Annotated in this window: 14 protein-coding genes and 1 pseudogene; 1 reads left to right on the forward strand and 14 read right to left on the reverse strand. The window is 53.1% G+C overall.

The annotated features are described in order from the left end of the window. Nucleotides 1-129: 129 nt before the first annotated feature. From OCV31_RS02000 to purF, 13 genes are all read right to left on the reverse strand, one after another. Nucleotides 130-846, reverse strand: a complete 717-nt coding sequence (locus OCV31_RS02000; protein ID WP_148472135.1) for a hypothetical protein — start codon at nt 844-846, stop codon at nt 130-132. Nucleotides 847-983: 137 nt separating this feature from the next. Further along, nucleotides 984-1,682, reverse strand: a complete 699-nt coding sequence (gene rplA, locus OCV31_RS02005) for a 50S ribosomal protein L1 (RefSeq protein ID WP_148472137.1) — start codon at nt 1,680-1,682, stop codon at nt 984-986. 42 nt (nt 1,683-1,724) lie between these two features. Continuing rightward, nucleotides 1,725-2,150, reverse strand: coding sequence for a 50S ribosomal protein L11 (rplK, locus tag OCV31_RS02010; protein WP_148472139.1), 426 nt, complete (start codon nt 2,148-2,150; stop codon nt 1,725-1,727). Between the two features lie 58 nt (nt 2,151-2,208). After that, on the reverse strand, nt 2,209-2,766 hold the full coding sequence (gene nusG / locus OCV31_RS02015) for a transcription termination/antitermination protein NusG (RefSeq protein ID WP_148472141.1): 558 nt from the start codon (nt 2,764-2,766) through the stop codon (nt 2,209-2,211). A 19-nt stretch (nt 2,767-2,785) separates the two neighbouring features. Further along, a complete protein-coding gene (gene secE / locus OCV31_RS02020) occupies nt 2,786-3,007 on the reverse strand; it encodes a preprotein translocase subunit SecE (RefSeq protein WP_148472144.1) in 222 nt (73 codons plus the stop codon). An 11-nt stretch (nt 3,008-3,018) separates the two neighbouring features. Continuing rightward, nucleotides 3,019-3,168 (reverse strand): 50S ribosomal protein L33, encoded by a 150-nt coding sequence (gene rpmG, locus OCV31_RS02025; protein WP_108831860.1) that lies wholly within the window; start codon nt 3,166-3,168, stop codon nt 3,019-3,021. A 133-nt stretch (nt 3,169-3,301) separates the two neighbouring features. Continuing rightward, nucleotides 3,302-3,865 (reverse strand): hemerythrin domain-containing protein, encoded by a 564-nt coding sequence (locus tag OCV31_RS02030; RefSeq protein ID WP_267303744.1) that lies wholly within the window; start codon nt 3,863-3,865, stop codon nt 3,302-3,304. Beyond that, a complete protein-coding gene (locus OCV31_RS02035; protein WP_148472148.1) occupies nt 3,852-5,402 on the reverse strand; it encodes an NAD(P)/FAD-dependent oxidoreductase in 1,551 nt (516 codons plus the stop codon). Before OCV31_RS02035 ends, OCV31_RS02030 begins: the two co-directional genes overlap by 14 nt. 114 nt (nt 5,403-5,516) lie before the next feature. Further along, nucleotides 5,517-10,460 carry a phosphoribosylformylglycinamidine synthase gene (locus tag OCV31_RS02040; RefSeq protein ID WP_148472150.1) on the reverse strand — a complete coding sequence of 1,648 codons (4,944 nt, stop codon included), beginning with the start codon at nt 10,458-10,460 and terminating at the stop codon, nt 5,517-5,519. 9 nt (nt 10,461-10,469) lie between these two features. Beyond that, entirely contained in the window at nt 10,470-11,996 is a 1,527-nt protein-coding gene (purH, locus tag OCV31_RS02045) for a bifunctional phosphoribosylaminoimidazolecarboxamide formyltransferase/IMP cyclohydrolase (RefSeq protein WP_148472152.1), read from the reverse strand. Further along, a complete protein-coding gene (purN, locus tag OCV31_RS02050) occupies nt 11,993-12,547 on the reverse strand; it encodes a phosphoribosylglycinamide formyltransferase (protein ID WP_148472154.1) in 555 nt (184 codons plus the stop codon). The genes purH and purN overlap by 4 nt, the downstream gene beginning before the upstream one ends. Further along, entirely contained in the window at nt 12,544-13,578 is a 1,035-nt protein-coding gene (gene purM / locus OCV31_RS02055; RefSeq protein WP_148472156.1) for a phosphoribosylformylglycinamidine cyclo-ligase, read from the reverse strand. Before purM ends, purN begins: the two co-directional genes overlap by 4 nt. An 8-nt stretch (nt 13,579-13,586) precedes the next feature. Continuing rightward, nucleotides 13,587-14,933 (reverse strand): amidophosphoribosyltransferase, encoded by a 1,347-nt coding sequence (purF, locus tag OCV31_RS02060; protein ID WP_148472158.1) that lies wholly within the window; start codon nt 14,931-14,933, stop codon nt 13,587-13,589. A gap of 422 nt (nt 14,934-15,355) precedes the next feature. On the opposite strand from purF, the gene OCV31_RS02065 reads away from it, so the two are divergent. Continuing rightward, complete coding sequence (locus OCV31_RS02065) at nt 15,356-16,186, forward strand: patatin-like phospholipase family protein (protein WP_148472160.1); 831 nt, start codon at nt 15,356-15,358, stop codon at nt 16,184-16,186. A gap of 176 nt (nt 16,187-16,362) precedes the next feature. Here OCV31_RS02065 and OCV31_RS02070 read toward each other — a convergent pair. Then, nucleotides 16,363-16,530 (reverse strand): annotated as a pseudogene (locus OCV31_RS02070) (IS3 family transposase); the annotation flags it as partial. Between the last annotated feature and the right edge of the window lie 12 nt (nt 16,531-16,542).

Here is a 16,542-nt window from a genome sequence, read left to right on the forward strand (position 1 = left end):
CCTTATCCCGAAGATTTCAAGGTTTTTCCCACGGTAAACAGGGGGTTATTTTAATTTCAATCTTTGCTTTTCAATGGCACAAAAAAAGCACCTCCGTGGAGATGCTTTCGCCCTTTGGTATGAAATTTTTTACATTTTTACCGAGGTCAATAGGGACATAATTCCGTCGATGGCGTAGGAGCGGCGGCTCGGCACCTCGCCCTGTTTTCGCGGTTCTTTTTCTTTCACTGTGGCCACCAAATAGTTTCCGTCTTTCGCACCTAAGAGGAGCTGATCTTTTTTCGGAAAGTCTTTTGGGTTTTCTTCAATGGTGCCTAAGATTTCGCCGGTGGCTTTAAACTTAAAGGCGATGCTGTCTTTGCCCTTTACCACCTCCACCCCTTCGATGCCGTCTTCCGGCCAATCCCAGGTAATGGCGGGATCGCTTAGGGTTTCTTTTTGCGTGATGTCGCTGTATGCCAAATCCTTCCGGTCGAAGGTGCCCAGGACGAGGAGGTGCTTCTCTTCATCGTAGCAGACGGTTTTTTTCTGGGATTCAAAGACTTCTTCCATGTTCACGTAGCGTTTGTCGCCTTGAAGGAGGACGGTATCTTTTCCAATGGGAATTTGAATGATCTTCTCCCGCGTCGTTTTAAAGGACACATTTTTATCGTCTTTCACGGGCAGATAGCAGGCCTTTTCCATGACCACCGCTTCGTCGATGAATGCCTTGCCGTCTTTTCCTATGTAATCCGTTGCGTCCAATAGTTGACCGCAAAAGATCACATGATCGATCGTTCGCGACGCCGGCGCCGTGCAGCCCACCAAAAAAAGCAAGAGAAGCGCGGCGAATAATCCTTTTTTCATTTCATCTCCCCCTTTTTTCTCATTATAGCAGAGGCCGCTAAAGAAAAAGAGTCGGCGCATCTAAGCTTTTGCTAAGATTCAAGGCTTTGTTTGCAAAAGAAAAGCGCCCGCCGAGGCGAGCGCAATCTTTTATCTTGTTAATCCATTAATTTAGAGCCGTTTACGCGGATCCCGGGGCCCATGGTGGAAGCCACGGTGACGGAGCGCAAGTAGCGACCTTTGGCTGCTGCCGGTTTCGAACGAATAATGGCAGACATTAAGGTTTTGAAGTTTTCGGTAAGTTTTTCGGTACCGAAGGATTTCTTGCCGATGGGTACGTTGATGATGGCCGCTTTGTCGACGCGGTATTCAACTTTACCTGCTTTGATTTCTTGCACGGCTTGTGCTACTTCAAAGGTAACGGTGCCGGCTTTCGGGTTCGGCATGAGGCCCTTGGGACCTAAAACACGACCGATGCGACCGACGACGCCCATCATGTCGGGTGTTGCCACGACGACATCGAATTCGAACCAGTTTTCATCTTGGATCTTCTTCATGAGCTCTTCGCCGCCGACGTAATCTGCGCCGGCTTCTTCGGCTTCTTTTGCCTTTTCGCCCTTAGCGAAGACCAAGATGCGTTCCGTACGACCGGTGCCGTGAGGCAGGACGACGGTGCCGCGGACTTGTTGGTCGGCGTGACGGGGGTCGACGCCGAGACGAACGGCGAGCTCGATGGTTTCATCGAAATTAGCGACGGCGGTCTTTTGTACCAATTCAATGGCTTCGTTCACATCGTAGAGATTGGAACGATCGACGAGTTTAAGACTGTCTTGATATTTTTTACCTCTCTTAGGCATGTTTAACCTCCTTGTGGTTCAAACGAAATGGAATTTCTCCCACTAACCTTCTACTTCGACGCCCATGCTGCGTGCCGTACCGGCGATCATGCGCATGGCCGCTTCGACATCGGCTGCGTTTAAGTCGGGCATTTTCGTTTCGGCAATTTGACGGCATTGATCTTTGGTGATCTTGGCCACTTTGTTCTTGTTGGGCTCGCCGCTTGCCTTGTCGATGCCTGCCGCTTTTTTAATTAAGACGGCTGCCGGCGGGGTCTTGGTAATAAAGGTAAAGGAACGATCTTGGTAGACGGTCAAGACAACCGGAATGATCATGCCGGCTTGGTCTTGCGTCTTGGCGTTAAATGCTTTGGTAAATTCCATAATGTTAACGCCGTGGGGCCCGAGGGCGGTACCGACCGGCGGTGCCGGCGTTGCCTTGCCTGCGGGGATTTGTAATTTAACGATTGCTATGACTTTCTTTGCCATAGTACACCTCCTAATGTGGTTTTGCGGGGTTTCCCTCCCACTCTTAATGTGCTTACGTTTATGCCTCGGTTAATTGGTTGACATCCAATTCTACCAATGTGTCGCGGCCGAACATGGAAATGGTGACTTTCACCTTTCGATTTTCCTCGTCCAGCTCTTTGACAATGCCGACGAAATCTTCGAAGGGTCCCGTCAGAACTTTGACGCGATCGCCCACGGCATAGGTATCCGACAGGGCTTCTTTTTTCGTCACGCCTAAGTGCTTGACTTCTTCGTCGGACAGGGGAATGGGTTTGCTCCCCGGGCCGACAAAGCCGGTGACGCCTCTGGTATTTCTGACGACGTACCAGGATTTATCGTTCATAATCATTTTTACCAGGACGTAGGAAGGGAACATTTTGCGTTCCTTTAATTTCTTTACGCCGTCTTTTTCTTCGACGTAATCTTCCATGGGAACCTGGACATCAAAGATCATGTCGCCTAGATCCTGATTTTTCACCATGGATTCCATATTGTCTTTGACTTTGTTTTCGTGGCCGGAATAGGTATGGATCACATACCAATGGGCTTCTTCCTGAGAGGTTTCGCCCTGGGTGCGATTTAAATCATCTGTCAATTGAAATCCTCCATACCGCTTATATGCCGAAAATCAGGCCCATAATGTGGCTAAAGACAAAGTCAACGGCGTAAAGAAACAGGGCGGTGACGATGCTTACGAAAATAACGATTAAGCTATATTGGAATAATTGTTTTTTCGTCGGCCATACGACCCGTTTAAATTCCCTTTTGACACCGCGAAAATATTTCGTCAAGGATTGTTTTTCCTCAACTTTCGGCGTAGTGGATTTTTGCGCCATCGTATCTCTCCTTACTTCGTCTCCTTGTGGACCGTATGAGTCTTGCAGAATTTGCAATACTTCTTGATTTCCATACGTTCAGGCGTATTTTTCTTGTTCTTGTACGTGACATAGTTTCTTTGCTTGCACTCTGTGCATTCTAATGTGACGCGATCTGCCATCACACACCTCCTCTGACTAAATTAATGGAAATAAACTCAATAAAAAAGGGGCTTGTATCAAGCCGCTTTTTCCGGTTTTCCGGATTTGGTTTACGGAGTAATCTTATCAAATATCCGGCTTCCTGTCAATTGTTTAGGCCTTTTTATTTTCCAAAAGCCCTTCCCAACGGTCCAATTCCTTCAGGTAGTTTTCCCTACGCGCAGCGTGTTCGGTTTCAAATGCTTTCGTCTCCCGATCCACGGCCTCTAAACGCTCGGGACTTAGGTTCCTTTCGGCAAAGGGATAGACCACGGCGTTTTCACGCTCGGCGTGGGCCTCCAGCAAAAAGGCGTAGTTGTACATGAGCCCGAAGACATCCAGGAGATGTTCATCGGTGGGATCAGCTTCCCACACTTGCCACGCCTCGTCTAAATTCCTCACGATGTTTCGCGCCTGATCGTGTTCGGCAAACATGCCTTGGCGCACGATTTTTTCCGCCACGGGGCCTAAATCCGCGAGCATGTAGCGAAAGAGAATGTCTTCTTCCTTGCCGTGGTGATGGGCGTCGGAATAATTGCGAATAAATTCGATCATGGGAAGTACTTCGTCTTGAAACAAAACCTCCCCTTCCAATGCCTTGACTAAATAGCGGCGAATGATCCCGGTGAAGCGCAGGATCTGTTCGTGTTCTTTCATGAGTACATCAATTCCGTACATGGTTTTTCTCCTTTTCGATGATTTTTTCCGCCACGCGCATGCCGTCCATGGCGGAGGAGACGATACCCCCGGCATAGCCCGCCCCTTCCCCGGCGGGATAGAGGTTTTCGTGGCTTATGGATTCCAACGACGCCGAATCTCTCGTGATCCGCACCGGCGAAGAGGAGCGGGTCTCCGGCGCCGTGAGCAGCGCCTTTTCGATGAGGGCCGGGAAGCGGCGGCCCATGTCTTTGAGCCCTTCCGTCAAGGCACGGTCCAGTTCCTCGGAATAAATGGTATGCAGGTCTGCAAAAAATGTGCCGGGCTTGTAGGTCGGCGTAACGGCCGCCGTTTTCTCGCCGTAAAGGTAGCTGCTCGCGCTTTCAACCGGCGCCTTGTAGCTGTTCGTCATGGCGAAGACCTTCCGCTCGATTTCGCGCTGAAATTCCACGCCGGCGAGAACGCCTTCGCCGTAGGTGGTGTGATCCACGGTGACGAGGACGGCGGCGTTGGCATTTTCCCCGTCCCGCGCCTTGTAGCTCATGCCGTTGGTCACGACGCCGCCTTCCTCCGACGCGGCGGCCACCACTTTGCCCCCGGGGCACATGCAGAAGGTGTAGACGCCCTTTTCTTCCACTTTGGCGGTGAGGCTGTAATCGGCGGCGGGAAGGAAGCGGCACATGTCCCCGTACTGGCTTTCATTGATGGCGGCCTGTGGCTCTTCGATGCGAAAGCCCACGGCGAAGGGTTTCTGCTCCATGGCCACGCCCTTTTCGTGAAGCATATAAAAGCTGTCACGAGCCGAGTGGCCCAAGGCGAAGACCACATATTTGGCGCGAAAATCCCCGCTGTTTGTTGTGAGGAGATAGCCCTCTTCATCTTTTGTAATGGATTTTAACGCCGTGCGGAAGTGGATCTCCGCTCCCATATGCTCCAGTTCTTTTCTTAAAAGAACCAAAACCTTTCTCAGGGCATCGGTGCCTACGTGAGGCTTTTTCTTGTAGAGAATGCTCTCATCCACCGCCAGGCGGCTGAACAACTCAAGCACCGTGCGACCACGGGGATCTTTGGAGCGGCTGGTGAGTTTGCCGTCGGAGAAGGTGCCGGCGCCTCCTTCGCCGAACTGCACATTGCTCTCGGGATCCAGCTCGCCGGTTTCCCAAAAGGCTTCCACTTTTTTCACGCGATCTTCCACGGCGTCGCCTCGCTCCAAAAGGATCGGCGCCATGCCCCGCTTGGCGAGCACCCAGGCGCAGAAGAGCCCGGCCGGTCCCGCGCCGACGACGACGGGCCGCTCCGCCGTTTCTATGGGCGACAAATCGTAGGGCTTTTCTCTTACGGGAAGGATCTGTTTGTTTTTGCGCACTTTTTTGTCCGTGATTATGTCCACGGCGGCGGTGAAGCGCATGGTGCGCCCCTTCCTCGCGTCCACGGACTCCCGGTGGCGGCGCCAGGTGTAGTCGCCGGCCTTTAATCCGGTGATTTTTTCGATTTCGGCCTCGTAGGCTTCGGGTTTCGAGTCGATGGGCCGATGTAAATTGTTGATTCGATAGTTCATAGGCTCAATTATCCTTTGTCTTTTTCAAAAGGTCAAGTTCAGTGTACGGTATTTTCCTGAAAAATTCCGTAACTTATGTAACGAAAAAGCCTCCCCGCAGGAAGGCCTTTCGAATTATTTATTTTTCTTTCCCAAAATGTAGTCCACGCCCGCTTGAATCACCGGCATGATCTTCATATTCGGAATGTTTTTAAAGAGATTGTCTTCGACCCGTTCGATGTGGCCCATCTTTCCTAAGATGTGGCCGTCGGGGCTGATGAGCCCTTCGATATTGAATTCGCTGCCGTTGGGATTGTCCACATAGGTAAAGGCCACTTGATTGTTTTCGACCAGTGCCTTCGCCTGTTCTTCGGAAAGAACCAGCCGACCTTCCCCGTGACTGATGGGCACGGCGTATTCGTCGCCGGGATTCAGGTACATGAGCCAGGGCGAATCGTTGGTCATGACTTGGGTGGTGACCATGCGGGCCACGTGGCGGGAATTGTCGTTGAAGGTCAAAGTAGGCGAATCGCCTTCTTGCACGCGGGCTTCGCCGTAGGGCAGGTAGCCGGATTTAATCAGGGCTTGGAAGCCGTTGCAGATGCCGAGTACCAGGCCTTTCTTTTCCTTCACCAAATGATCCACGGCGGATTTCACGACCTCGGTGCGAAGGATATTGGCGATAAATTTCGCCGAGCCGTCCGGTTCGTCGCTGAAGCTGAAGCCGCCGGGAATGGCGAAGATGTCCGCTTCTTTGATCTTTTCGGCAAGTTCCGAAATGCTCTTCACCGTTTCTTCCGCCGTTTGATTCTTGAAGATAAAGACTTCCGCTTCGGCGCCGGCCTTGGTGAACACATCTTTCGTGTCGTATTCGCTGTTGGTGCCCGGGAAGCAGGCGATGAGCACGCGGCAGCTGTCTTTTGCGGCGGCGTTTTCCGTGCGGCTACTTGCGATTTGTACCGTGGCCAAAGCTTTCTTTTGATCGTGAATTTCCGGCGGGAAGACTTTGTCCAGTCCCGTCATGTAGGCGTTTTTAATTGCTTTTTCATCGAGGGTTTCGCCGTTTACCACATAGCCGGATTCTGTCAGGCTGCCGATGGCTTTTACGCCGTCGAAGGTTTCTTTGTATTCCACGATGATGTCGCCGTAGCGGGCGTTGCAAAGGTCATCCAGCTCGACGTCGAAGCCGAGATCGTTGCCTAAAGCCGAGATAATCATCCCCGGCAAGGTGCCCTTGTGGGTAATGGCTGCGGCGGAAAGAATATTCCCCGTCGCCATTTCTTTTTTCAGGACCTTGGCCGATGCCTTAAAGGCGTCGATGTCGATTCTGCCGTCGCCTAATCGTTTTGCTTCCACGATGCCCAGCTTGTTCCCTGCCGCCGTGAAGGCATTGCCGAGAACATCTTTCGCCGCCATGGGGGCGATGGCGAAGGAGACCAAGGTGGGCGGAACGTCTTTGTCCCGGAAGGTGCCGCTCATGGAGTCTTTTCCGCCGATGGGAGGAATTTCAAAATCCATGCAAGCGTCGAAGGCGCCTAAGAGAGCCTTTAAGGGCTTTTGCCAACGGGTTTCGTCTTCGGCGAGTTTTTCGAAATATTCTTGGAAGGTGAAGTACATGTCGCAGATTTCCGCGCCGGTGGCCACGAGTTTTGCCACGGATTCAACCACGGCGTAGTAGGCGCCCAGGTATTGATTTTCCGAAAGAAATTCGGGATTCGAGCCGTAGCTCATGACACTGGCCGTTTGGCTCTTCTTCCCTTCTACGGGAATGAGCCCCGCCATGGCTTGGGTAGGGGTGAGCTGCATCTTGCCGCCTAAGGGCATGAGCACCGTGCCGCGGCCGACGCTGTTGTCGAATTTTTCGATTAAATTCTTTTGGCTCACCACATTTAAATCGCCCATGCGTTTTAAAATGTCTTTGGCCTTGTAATCGTCGTAGCGATTCAGATAGCGGCAAGTGGGATCTTTTTCCACCTTCACCTTTTGACTCCGGTCCACGCCGGCGGTGTCGATAAAGGCGCGGTCCAAGTCCACGATGCACTTGTCTTCGTAGTAAAGGCGCATGGCGGCCTCTTCAGTAACTTCCGCTACCACGGTCATTTCAAGATTTTCTTCCCGACTCATTTCTTCGAAGAGGGGCAGGTCTTCTTTTTCGATGACCACGGCCATGCGTTCTTGGGATTCGGAGATGGCGATTTCTTTCGGCTTGAGGCCCGCGTATTTCAAGGGCACTTTGTCCAATTGCACGCGAATCCCCGGAGCCAGTTCGCCGATGGCGACGGAGACGCCGCCGGCACCGAAGTCGTTGCAGCGCTTAATGCGGGAGGCGATTTCCGGGCGGCGGAACAAACGCAGGAGCTTGCGCTCTTGCGGGGCGTTGCCCTTTTGCACTTCCGCACCGGCCGTGGCCAAGGAGGCCGCCGTGTGTTTTTTACTGCTTCCCGTAGCGCCGCCGATGCCGTCGCGGCCCGTGCGACCGCCCATTAAGAGGATCAAATCCCCGGGCTTCGGTTCGCCGCGCCATACATTGCTTTCGGGAGCGGCACCGACTACGGCGCCTACTTCCATGCGCTTGGCCATGTAGCCGTCGTGGTAAAGTTCTTCCACGAGGCCGGCGGGAATGCCGATTTGATTGCCGTAGGAGGCGTAGCCGTTGGCGGCTTCCGTGGTGATCTTCTTTTGGGGCAGCTTGCTTTCCCAAGTGTCTTCAATGGGCATGGTGGGATCGCCGCTTCCCGTGAGGCGCATGGCCTGATAGACAAAGGCTCTGCCGGAAAGGGGATCGCGAATGCAGCCGCCCAAACAGGTAGAAGCGCCGCCGTAGGGTTCGATTTCCGTCGGGTGGTTGTGGGTTTCGTTTTTAAACATGAGAAGATAGGGAATGGTTTCTTCATCGCCTGTGCGGAGATCTTCCGCCACCACGTCCACGCGTATGGAGCAGGCGTTAATTTCTTCCGATTCTTCCATATTTGTCTTTACGCCTTCGGCCTTTAGGTGTTTCGCCACCAAAGTGCCGAGATCCATGAGGCTTACGGGCTTTTTGCGGTTTAACTCTTCCCGCGTTTTCATGTAGCGATCGTAGGCGGCGGTAATTTTTTCATCCACGCCTTCGTCGAATTCGATTTCCAGGGCCGTGTTAAAGGTGGTGTGGCGGCAGTGGTCGGACCAATAGGTGTCCAAAATCGCCAATTCCGTTTCGTTAATGTCTCGGCCCACGTCTTTAAAGTGGTCTTGGATAAAGGCGAAGTCTTCAAAGCTCATGGCCAGATCCATGGCATCGAAGCGGCGCTTTAATTCCTCTTCGTTCCAGGAAATAAAGCCTTCGATCACGGCGTTGTCCGTATTCTTTTCCGACTCTTTTTTAATGGTGGTAGGCACGCCGAATAGGTTTCCGATCCTTTGATCCACGGGATTTACCAAGTGCTTCACGATGGCGGCGTAGTCGTCTTCGTCGATGTCGCCGATAAAATCGTAGACCGTAGCGCAGGTGGCTTCCAGGTGGGTGTGGCCGAAAATGGCCGTAGCCGTATCCAAAACGCCGGCTTGGCGCTGATCGTATTGACCCGTTTGGTATTCCACCACGAGGCCGTGATCCATGTCAGACTGGAGCTTGAAGGCGTCGGCATCGGCAAAGACCACGTCGCTCGGGGCTTCGGAAAGCACTTCTTTTGTGAGGCGATCCACTTCCGCAGCCGTCAGGCCTTCCAGATCGTAGCGGGCGTAAATTTTCACGTCGTCCAGATGAATGCCCAGCTCTTCGTTTAATTGGGCGGCGAGACCCTTGGCCGCATTGTCGAAGCCGAGCTTTCTGCCCACGTAGACGCGGCTGATCATGGGGCCGATGTCACGGCGGATTTGTTTATGTTCGAATTGAATTCTTTCCGCGCCGGCGTAAGCTGCGGCAACGGCCTCTTCGAAGGTATCGCCTACGGCGGTGACGGTGAGCACCCGTCCCCCGTCGGTGACGAGCTTTCCGTCTTCCATCTTCGTGCCGGCGTGGAAGACGGTGACGCCTTTTAAGTCCTCGGGAATGGTGATTTCAACGCCTTTTTCCGAGGATTCGGGGTAGCCGCCGCTGGCTAAGGTCAGGGACACGACTTTCTTGTCGTTTTCTTTTACGGACACTTTGTCCAATTCGCCCTTGGCTGTGGCCATCATAATGTCCAAAAGATCGCCGTCGAGGCGTTCCAGCACCGATTGGGTTTCCGGATCGCCGAAGCGGCAATTGTATTCGAGAATTTCCGGGCCGGCGTCGGTAATCATAATGCCCATGAAAATCAGGCCGCGGAAATCCATGCCGTCTTTTTTCAAGCCTTCCATAAAGGGGCGCACCAATTTTTCGTCGATGGCATCCAACAGGGGCAAAGCTTCCACATTGGGAGCGTAGCTGCCCATGCCGCCGGTGTTCGGTCCCCGGCCGCCTTCGTAAATGGATTTGTGGTCCTTGGCCGTGGAAAGGGGCACGATGGTTTTGCCGTCGCAGAAAGCGAGCAGGCTCATTTCAAAGCCTTCAAGGAATTCTTCCACGACGACGCGGTCCGTATGGAAGCGGTCTTTTTCATAGACGTCGATCAAGAAGGCCTCGATCTCCGCTTCCGAATAGGCGATTGCCACGCCTTTTCCGGCGGCCAAGCCGTCGGCTTTTAAAACGCAGACGCCTTTATCCGCGAGAAGATTCATGGCCGCTTGGCGCACCGTATCGCGATCCGTGGATTCGGAATAGGCCGCCGTGGGAATGTTGTGGCGCATGCAAAATTCCTTCGTAAAGAGCTTGGAGCCTTCCAGCTGTGCCGCTTCTTTTCTGGGACCGAAAATCGTAAGGCCCGCATCTTCAAAATCATCGACGATGCCGTCGACCAGGGGCGCTTCGGGGCCGACGACGGTTAAATCCACGGCCATGTCTTTGGCGAATTTCAACAGGCTTTGAATGTCGTCAGCGGAAATGGCGATGTTTTCGCCTACATCTTCCGTGCCGCCGTTGCCCGGTGCAAAGTAAATTTTTTCTACCTCTTTGTTTTTGGCGATGGCATGGCCGATTGCGTGCTCGCGACCGCCGCCGCCGACAATTAGTACCTTCACAATGCCTCCTTAATGTTTAAAGTGACGGACGCCCGTAAATACCATGGACAGTCCTTTTTCGTTACAAGCTTTGATGGAATCCTCGTCGCGAATGGAGCCGCCCGGTTGCATAATGGCGCTCACGCCCTTTTCCGCCGCCGCCTTGACGCAGTCGTCGAAGGGGAAGAAGGCGTCGCTGGCCATGACGGAGCCTGTGAAATCGCGATCGGGATTGTGGTTAAAGATATTTTCAAGGGCCCAGATGCGGCTGGTTTCGCCGCCGCCCACGCCCAAGGTCATGCCGTCTTTAATGAGGACCACGGCGTTGGAGCGCACGTATTTTACCACCTTCATGCCGAAGAGGAGGTCCCGTTTTTCAGCTTCCGTGGGCGCCTTGTCCGTGACGACTTTGTAGTCTTCCGCCGCGTCGAGATCCGTATCTTGAACCAGAACCTTGCCGCTTGCGAAGCGCATTTCTTTTTTCATGGTGCCGGCTTCGTAGTCCACTTGAATCACCCGCAGGTTTTTCTTTTGTTTAAAGACCTTCAGGGCCTCGTCGGTAAAGTCTTTTGCCGCGACCACTTCCAGGAAGATTTTTACCATTTCTTCGGCGCAGGCCTTGTCTACAGTAGTGTTTAAGGCCACGATGCCGCCGAAAATGGAGAGGCTGTCCGCTTCAAACATCTTCTTGTACGCGTCCACATCGGTTTCGCCTAAGGCGACGCCGCAGGGGGTGGCGTGTTTTAAGCCGACGCAGATAATGCCGTCTTTTTCTTCGTCGAATTCCCCGGCGAGACTGACCGCCGTGTTAAAGTCGTTGTAGTTGTTGTAGGAAAGTTCCTTGCCTTGGAACTGTTTCAGGTGGCTGAAGTAGCTGTTGACCATGGGATCGGAATAGACCGCGGCCTTTTGATGGGGATTTTCCCCGTAGCGCAGATCCGCATCTTTCTTCAGGCCGATGGTCAAGAGATCGTCCTCTTCCCCGGTAACTTCCTTGAAGTAGCGGGCGATCATGGAATCGTAATAGGCGGTTTTGCTGAAGGCCTTCATGGCGAGCTTCCGACGGAAGGCGAGGTCGTCTTTTCCTTCTTTTAATACGCTGAGCACGTCGTCGTAATCGCAGGGATCGGTGACGATGAGCACGTCTTTGTGATTTTTCGCCGCGGAGCGCACCATGGAGGGGCCGCCGATGTCGATGTTTTCGATCATGTCCGCTTCGGATTTCTTTTGCTTGTAGCTTTCTTCAAAGGCGTAGAGATTGACGCAGACCAAGTCGATGGCGCCGATGCCGTGTTCCTTCACCGTATCCACGTGGCTCTTTTCGTGGCGTTTAAATAAAATTCCGCCGTGTACTTTCGGGTGCAGGGTCTTTACCCGGCCGTCGAGCATTTCGGGAAAGTCTGTGTAGGCATCAATGGGGGTGACCTCCACGCCGCCTTCGGCGATGGCTCTCAAGGTGCCGCCGGTGGACAAAAGGGTGAAGCCCAGATCCACCAGGCCCTTGGCGAAGCTCACAATATTTGTCTTGTCCGTAACGGACAGCAATGCGTATTTCATAGTATGCCCTCCTCGCAAAATCGAATGGCTGTCTTAAGTAATTGATGCTCCAAGACGAGCACCGTTTGTTGAATGGCTTCCGGCGACGTTAATTTTTCTATGTCCACGGAAGATTGAAGCAGGATGGCGCCGCCGTCGACGGTTTCCGTGACGTAGTGCACCGTGGCGCCGCTTCTCTTTTCCCCGTGGGCGAACACGGCCTCGTGGACGTGGAGGCCGTACATGCCCTTGCCGCCGTATTTCGGCAGAAGGGCCGGATGGATGTTAATGATGCGCCCGGCGTAGCGCGTCAAAAGATCCTTCCCGAGGATTTTTAAATAGCCGGCGAGGACGATAAAGTCGATCTCGTTCGCTTCCAAGACGGCCATAAGGTCGCCGTCTTTTTCCACAAAAGTGGCCTTGCCCGCTTCCTTCGCCCGCACGAGGCCATAGGCGTCGCGGCGATTGGAGACGACCAGGGCGATTTCCGATTTGAAAAACCCCTCCGCCTCGGCATCGAGGAGGGACTGCAAATTGGTCCCGGAGCCGGAAATAAATACGGCGATTTTCATTTCAGCACGGTCTTGCCTTCGCCTGCGGTGATTTCGCCGATCACCGTGGCTTTTTCGTCGGTCTTTTCATTTAAATAGGCCAGGGCTTTTTCCGCTTCGTCTTTGGCCACGATAAGAACCATGCCAATGCCCATGTTAAAGGAGCGATAGAGCTCTTCTTCGGCGATGGCGCCGGTGTTTTCGATAAAGGTGAAGAGATCGCCCTTGTCCCAGCTGCCCTTTTCGATGGTGCAGTTTAAATCGTCGGAGAGAATGCGGGGAATGTTTTCGATGAATCCGCCGCCGGTAATGTTCGAGACGCCCTTCACTTCCACCTCGTCCATCAGACCCAAGACGGGCTTCACATAGAGGCGGGTGGGGCGAAGGAGCACCTCGCCCACCGTGCCTTCAAGGCCTTCCACGGTGCTGTGAATGTCCAATTTTAAGTGATCGAAGAACAGCTTCCGCGCCAGGCTATAGCCATTGGAGTGAAGGCCGCTGGAGGCCAGGCCGATGACCACGTCCCCTTCTTTTACTTTGCTTCCGTCGATGATTTTATTTTTATCGCAAAGACCTACGGCAAAGCCCGCCAGATCGTATTCGTCTTCCGCGTACATGCCGGGCATTTCCGCCGTTTCACCGCCGATTAAAGCGCAGCCCGATTGGCGGCAGCCTTCGGCCACGCCTTCCACGATCTTTTGCATTTTTTCAGCGGACACGCGGCCCGTGGCCACGTAATCCAAAAAGAACAGGGGCTTCGCGCCTTGGCAGATCAAATCGTTCACGCTCATGGCCACGAGATCGATGCCCACCGTGTCGTGAATGTCCATCATTTGGGCCACCATGAGCTTCGTGCCCACGCCGTCCGTGGCGCCTAAAAGCACGGGATGTTCCATGTCCTTGGCGGCGGAAAGGTCGTAGCCGCCTGAGAACAATCCGATGTCACCTAATACATTCTTGTCGTAGGTGGATGCGACGGCTTTTTTCATGAGTTCGACGGCGCGATTGCCTTCGGTAATGTCGACGCCGGCGTCTTTGTACGATAAAGTCATAATGCCTCCTAAATAACCGTGGGGTCTACCGGGTAGTCCCCGTTAAAACAAGCGATGCAGTAATTGTCCATGCTCTTCTTTCCGGCGCGTGCCAGGCCGTCCATGGAGATAAAGGCCAAGGAATCGGCGCCGATGTTTTCTTCGATTTCCTTAATGCTTTGATTGGCGGCGATTAAGTGTTTTCTGTTCGGCGTGTCGATGCCGTAGTAGCAGGAATATTTTACCGGCGGCGAGGTGATGCGCATATGCACTTCCTTGGCACCGGCCTCGCGCAGGCGGTGAATTAAATTGCGGCTCGTCGTGCCCCGCACGATGGAGTCGTCCAACAAGACGATGGATTTTCCCTTCACCACGTCGCCTAAGGGATTGAGCTTGAGTTTTACCGCCATGTCCCGTTCCTTTTGGGTGGGCTTAATAAAGGTGCGGCCCATGTAGCGGTTCTTCACCAGGCCTTCGCCGTAGGGAATCTTTGCCGCTTGGGCGTAGCCGATGGCCGAGGGGATGCCGCTGTCCGGCACGGGAACGACGAGGTCCACATCACAGGGCGCCTCTTCCCACAAAATTTCGCCGCAGCGTCTTCTGAAGGTGTAAGCGTTAATGTCGTCCAGTGTGGCGTCGTTTCTGGCGAAGTAGACGTATTCGAAAATGCAGTTTTTCGGCGTATCTTCCGATTCAAAGTGATCGGAATGGATGCCCGTTTCGTCGATGACGAGAATTTCCCCGGCGCCGATGTCTCGGGTCATTTGGCCGCCGATAATTTCAATGGCGGCATTCTCGCTGGCCACGATGACGTCGTCTTCGTCGCGGCCTAAAACCAAGGGGCGGAAGCCGTTGGGATCTCTGAAGGCCACCACCTTGCCCTTGACTAGGGCCGTGACGGAATAGGCGCCCTTAATGACCTTCATGGTCTTTTTAATGGCGGCCACGATGTCGCCATCGTAGTAGCGGGTAATTAAGTACAAGATGACTTCCGTGTCGTTGGTGGTTTGAAACATCATCCCCTCTTCTTCCAGGCGCTCCCGAAGCACTTGGTAGTTCACCAAATTCCCGTCGTTGGCGATGGCGATGGTTTCCCCGCCGACAAAGCCCATGATGGGCTGAATATTGTAATCGTGGGAACCTTCCGCCGTGGAATAGCGCACGTGTCCGATGCCGATATTTCCCGCAAGCTCCCGCAAACTTTCTTCCGTGTAGGCGTCGATGACCAAACCCATGGCCCGCTTTCTCAGAATTTCCTCCCCATTGTCGATGGCCATGCCCGTGGCTTCCTGTCCCCGGTGCTGCAGCGAATTCATGCCGTAAAAAAGACTGGTTGCCACATTCGATTTGCTATAAATTCCAATAACTCCACACATACTTTGCGTTTGATCCTTTCTATATAACGATACCTTCTTTGTTCGTGCTACTTGATTGTTTTAAAAGGATACTTCTTCATCGGCTTCTCTTATGAAGCCACGCACAAAACCTCCTAAAAGTGAAAAAAGAGATACGGGTGCCGTATCTCTTTAAATGCCTACACTAAGGCCGTGGAGTGGTCGAATTTTTCGCGTAAAAAAGCAAGCTCGCGAAAAGCCATGTGCTTTAAATGCAATTGAATGAAATCAAATCGGATCAACCCCACGCCCCCCTTTTTCAGAAATATTGTACCATATTTTTTTAGGCGGAACAATCGACCGGGAAAAAAACGGGACGTGTCGGGAAAATCCATCTTGTCAGTTTCGATCAATCGTGAAATAATGAAAACAAAACAAGATTTCGTCAACGAAAAGAGGGATACATGCTTGGAATAATTGATGTAGGCGGCGGCATGCGCGACGTGTTCGGCGCCGGCGTATTGGACTACTGTTTGGATCATGGCATTCAATTCGACTACTGCCTCGGCGTCTCCGCCGGTGCCAGCAATTTAATCGGCTACTTGGCACAGCAGCCGGGCCGCTCCAAAACCTTTTACACGGACTACGCCTTTCGCGACGACTACATGGGCGTGAAGCACTACAAGGAAACAGGGGATTTCATTAATCTGGATTACATCTACGGCACCCTTTCCAATCACGACGGGGAATACCCCCTGGATCTGGATCGGGTAAAGGCCTCTTCCGCGCAATTTGTCATCGTGGCCACCGATGCCTTCACAGGCGAGGCCACCTATTTTACAAAAGACGATTTGGCCCAAGACCGCTACGGCGCTATCGCCGCCTCGGCCTGCGTGCCGGTGGTCAATCGCCCTTTGGCGTTTCAGGGCGGCCGCTACGTCGACGGCGGCGTCTCCGATCCCATTCCCATCGAGAAGGCGCAAGCCGACGGCGTGACAAAGACGGTGGTTATTTTGACGCGGCCAAAGGATTACTTCAGGCGCCCGCGGCGGGATCTCTACTTCGTCCTGCGCCTCCGGAGAGAATATCCCGCCCTGGCCCGGGCCCTTTCCAAGCGGGCCGAAACCTACAACCGTCAGCTGCGCCGCATATTGGCCGACGACAACGCCCTCGTCATCGCCCCCAAATCCACCCTTCACATGAAGACCTTGAAATTGGATCTGGAGAAAATGAACATCCTCTACGACGAGGGCTATAAAAAAGGTGCGCAAATCGAAAAATGGCTTGCCCGCTGATCCGGCACCGATAACAATTCCATTTCCGACAAAAAAAGACCCGCGATAGAGTGACCCCATAAAGTTGGACTTAATCGAGCAAGCGAAATGCTTGCTCGATTTTGTTTTACATAATATTCGTTATATGCAGATTGCATCCGTTCACGGTATTGCTTTGGACTCAAGCCTCCTAACTTTTATTTGATTCGATCGTTGTTGTAATAGTGGATAAAGTTTTTAATAGCCCGGACGAGTTCTCTCCGGCTCTGGTAGATGTGACCGTCGTAGATTTCTCTTTTCAGTACACTGAAGAAGTTCTCCATGGGTGCGTTGTCGTAGCAGTTGCCTTTTCTCGACATGGTTTGAGTGGTCAGTAT

Source organism: Aedoeadaptatus acetigenes, from assembly GCF_025566985.1.
Classification (GTDB): Bacteria; Bacillota; Clostridia; order Tissierellales; family Peptoniphilaceae; genus Aedoeadaptatus; species Aedoeadaptatus acetigenes.

What these genes read in the sequence shown, in the direction of transcription:
- purF (WP_148472158.1), bottom strand. Translation starts at nt 14,933, where the DNA reads ATGTGTGGAGTTATTGGAATTTATAGCAAATCGAATGTGGCAACCAGT.
- purM (WP_148472156.1), bottom strand. Translation starts at nt 13,578, where the DNA reads ATGACTTTATCGTACAAAGACGCCGGCGTCGACATTACCGAAGGCAAT.
- secE (WP_148472144.1), bottom strand. Translation starts at nt 3,007, where the DNA reads ATGGCGCAAAAATCCACTACGCCGAAAGTTGAGGAAAAACAATCCTTG.
- OCV31_RS02035 (WP_148472148.1), bottom strand. Translation starts at nt 5,402, where the DNA reads ATGAACTATCGAATCAACAATTTACATCGGCCCATCGACTCGAAACCC.
- purN (WP_148472154.1), bottom strand. Translation starts at nt 12,547, where the DNA reads ATGAAAATCGCCGTATTTATTTCCGGCTCCGGGACCAATTTGCAGTCC.
- OCV31_RS02000 (WP_148472135.1), bottom strand. Translation starts at nt 846, where the DNA reads ATGAAAAAAGGATTATTCGCCGCGCTTCTCTTGCTTTTTTTGGTGGGC.
- purH (WP_148472152.1), bottom strand. Translation starts at nt 11,996, where the DNA reads ATGAAATACGCATTGCTGTCCGTTACGGACAAGACAAATATTGTGAGC.
- rplK (WP_148472139.1), bottom strand. Translation starts at nt 2,150, where the DNA reads ATGGCAAAGAAAGTCATAGCAATCGTTAAATTACAAATCCCCGCAGGC.
- OCV31_RS02030 (WP_267303744.1), bottom strand. Translation starts at nt 3,865, where the DNA reads ATGTACGGAATTGATGTACTCATGAAAGAACACGAACAGATCCTGCGC.
- rplA (WP_148472137.1), bottom strand. Translation starts at nt 1,682, where the DNA reads ATGCCTAAGAGAGGTAAAAAATATCAAGACAGTCTTAAACTCGTCGAT.
- OCV31_RS02065 (WP_148472160.1), top strand. Translation starts at nt 15,356, where the DNA reads ATGCTTGGAATAATTGATGTAGGCGGCGGCATGCGCGACGTGTTCGGC.
- rpmG (WP_108831860.1), bottom strand. Translation starts at nt 3,168, where the DNA reads ATGGCAGATCGCGTCACATTAGAATGCACAGAGTGCAAGCAAAGAAAC.